The organism is Parafrankia discariae, from assembly GCF_000373365.1.
Classification (GTDB): domain Bacteria; phylum Actinomycetota; class Actinomycetes; order Frankiales; family Frankiaceae; genus Parafrankia; species Parafrankia discariae.
Window position 1 is genome coordinate 1 of the sequence record NZ_KB891162.1, and the last position, 2981, is coordinate 2981.

Genomic DNA, 2981 nt, shown 5'->3' on the forward strand with positions numbered 1-2981 from the left:
GGCTGCCCACGCCGGGTCGGCGAGTTCACCCAGGCCGTCTTCGTCCTGGAACAGGAGGGAATCTAGAAAAACAAACTTTGAAAATGCTCACTGATCGAAGTGCTCGTCCAGAACCGACAGCGCCACGTTGGCCAGCAACGGAGAAAGAATGCCGCCCTGCGGAGTGCCGACGTCGCTCTCCCAGGTCTGGCCGTCGCCGTCGAGTATCCCGGCTTTCAGGAAGGCCTTGACCAGGTCCAAGACGCGTCTGTCTCCGATCCGGCGGCGCACCCGGCCCATCAGGGCCGTGTGGTCGATCCGGTCGAAGCAGGCCTCGATGTCGCCCTCGACCACCCACTCGTAGGAGTTGGTGGCCAGGTGCCACGTCTCGGTCACCGCGTCCTGCGCGTGACGGTTCGGGCGGAACCCGTAGGAACACGGGCGGAAATCCGCCTCGAAGATCGGCTCCAGTACCAGTTTCAGGGCCGCTTGCACGGTCCTGTCTCGGATCGTGGGAATTCCCAGCCGGCGAATCTTGCCGTTCGCTTTCGGGATGTTCACGGACCGGACTGGTAGCGGGCGGAACTCGCGTGCCTTGAGATCGGCGCGCAGTCGTTCCAGCAGGGACGCGTCCCGCTGCCCGACCCGCACGTCGCGGGCGGTGACACCGTCCACTCCAGCGGTCCGGGCGCCCTTGTTCCTCCGCACCCGAGCCCAGCCCACCAGAAGGAAAGCGGGGTCGGCGACGAGGTTGTACAGATCGTCGAACCGTCGACCAGGATCGTCGACCGCCCAACGGTGCAGCTTGGCCTGGATCTCCAGTACCCGGCGTTCAGCGTCGTGCAACGCCTCGTCCGGATCGTCGGTATTCACCAACGGCCTCCTGGCATTCCCGTGTCTTCGCCGCGGGCCTGCTGGCCCCCTTCGCCATGTGGACGGCTTTCCCGCCCTCGGACTACTACGGGGCCTCCGCCCCGTCCCGCGCCTTCGACGGACGACGCATCTACCCCACCCTCGACATGGAGTGCCGAGGATGGGACCGGCTCGGGACGGTTCCCACGTTCAATGCTCAACCGATCGACGGAGGAGGCACCCAGCTCCTGCCCCTGCGGCATCGCCACGGCTACGCCGCAGACCTTCACCGTGGCCTCCATCCGGTCATAGGTGAACCGGTTCAGGAGTTCCCCTGAAAGTTTTCCAGGGTGCGCACCGCATCCCAGCCCATATCCGCCAGATTTGAGCTGGTGGGCTGCTTGAGGGGCTTTAATCGCTGGTTTCTGCACGTATACATTTCCGTCTCGCTCGCCGGACCCGGAACGTCTGGCAGTACCGCCCCGTCCCGGCTTTGTCGGGGCTGCTTGCCGCCCTCCCCGCGTCTCCGGACTCAGACTGCCCCCAGCTTCAGCCGGCCCGCTGCGACGGGCCGGCGGCGGAGTCCTTCCACCTCCGCTCGGTCAAACACTGCTTCGTGGCGCACGCCGACTTCTGCCCAGCCGATAAGGAGCAACGGTCCGACGGCGTCGAACGCCGCCTTGCCGTACTGGCCGGCAATCAGAGGTTCCGCAATGTTCAATGCCAGCGTTACCATGCTCGCGAAAACGAGTAGCCGTCGCGTCGAACGCAGCACCTTCGCCGGCCCTCCGTTCACAGTGAGCTGGCGGCTCCCGAGTAGCAGCGCCACGACTGAGAGATCGACTGCCGGCGCCACGAGGAACGCGACGTACGTCGGCACCCCCAGACGGATACCGAGCGTCGCAACGTTCCCGAACGCAAACAGGAACGTCAACCCGACCACGATCCCCACGATCACGGTCACCAGACAGACCGGAGCGCCCGGAACCGCCAGGTCTACGGAACGTGTGTTCGATCCGGCTGGCGAGGTTGCTGGCCGGGCGCTCACTGGGCATCGTCCCTGGTCAGGAGCCTCGTGGAGACCGGTCGGACGGTGATCTCGGGACCTTGAACCAAGATCAGGCGGTTCTTATTGTGTTGCGTTAGGTCCACCCTTTTGACCTGCGGAAATAGCAGGATTTGTCGATCAATTCTTGATCGTTATATGGCAACGAGTGTGGCAACGCCGTTGCGTGGTCCCGGTCGCGGCCCGTCTGCCACCCCGGGTGACCTGCGTAAACGGTGGAGTTGACCATCCGCTTTTCGGATGGAAGGTCACGAGGCCTGTGTTCACGGACGTTGCCACAAGGTATGGGCCTTGTGTGGCAACGGAGCTCGTCTGGCCCGGTCGCGTCAGCGCCGTGACCTGCAACGGCGCTCAAGATCGGGACCGGTAGACCGTCCGTTTTTGCGGCGGCCGATCCATGGGGCGCTATCCCCGTGACGGCGCCTGGGCTGCGATCAGTGAGTAGATCGAGCCGTCAGGCATGTTCGCCGGGATCCGGGCCTGGGGGGTGCCAGAAGTCGGCCTGGGCCTGTGAGCTGGGGAGGTGCGGCCATACGGAGCCGGCGGGCTGATGGTCAGCTATGTCCATCCGCCTGCTCTATCTGATCTTCGCTCGGGTGTGCGGCTGGCTGGTCCTCCTCGGCCGTTCGTCGGCGTCGAAGAACATCGAGCTGCTCGTGTTACGGCATGAGGTCGCCGTGCTGCGCCGTACCCAGTCCAAGCCCCGATGGGACTGGGCAGACCGGGCGCTCCTCGCCGCACTCGTCCGACTCCTACCCAAGACGCTGCGAGCCCACCGGCTGGTCACCCCCGGGGACCGTCCTGCGGTGGCACCGCCGCCTGGTCACACGGAGATGGACCTACCCGCAGCGGACCGGACGGCCACCGGTCAGCCCGGAGATCGCCACGCTGATCAAGCGGCTCGCGACCGAGAACACGACGTGGGGCGCCGGCGCCAACGCCGCCGAGCGTCAAGCATGTCCTGAGCCTATACATTTGACACCCCTATTCTAAAGGCTGTTTCGTAACTCGGTTTGGGTGGGGTGTGGCCGGTCCGCGTGACCGGTCAGCCGGTCCGGCTGATGTTGTAGAGATGGGCGATCCC

General features: G+C 65.3%; 2 pseudogenes. Both read right to left on the reverse strand.

From position 1 onward, the window contains the following. Window positions 1–93 precede the first annotated feature (93 nt). Window positions 94–852 (reverse strand): annotated as a pseudogene (locus B056_RS35895) (reverse transcriptase domain-containing protein); the annotation flags it as partial. Between the two features lie 604 nt (window positions 853–1456). Continuing rightward, window positions 1457–1879: pseudogene (locus B056_RS35900) on the reverse strand (hypothetical protein); the annotation flags it as partial. Window positions 1880–2981 lie beyond the last annotated feature (1102 nt).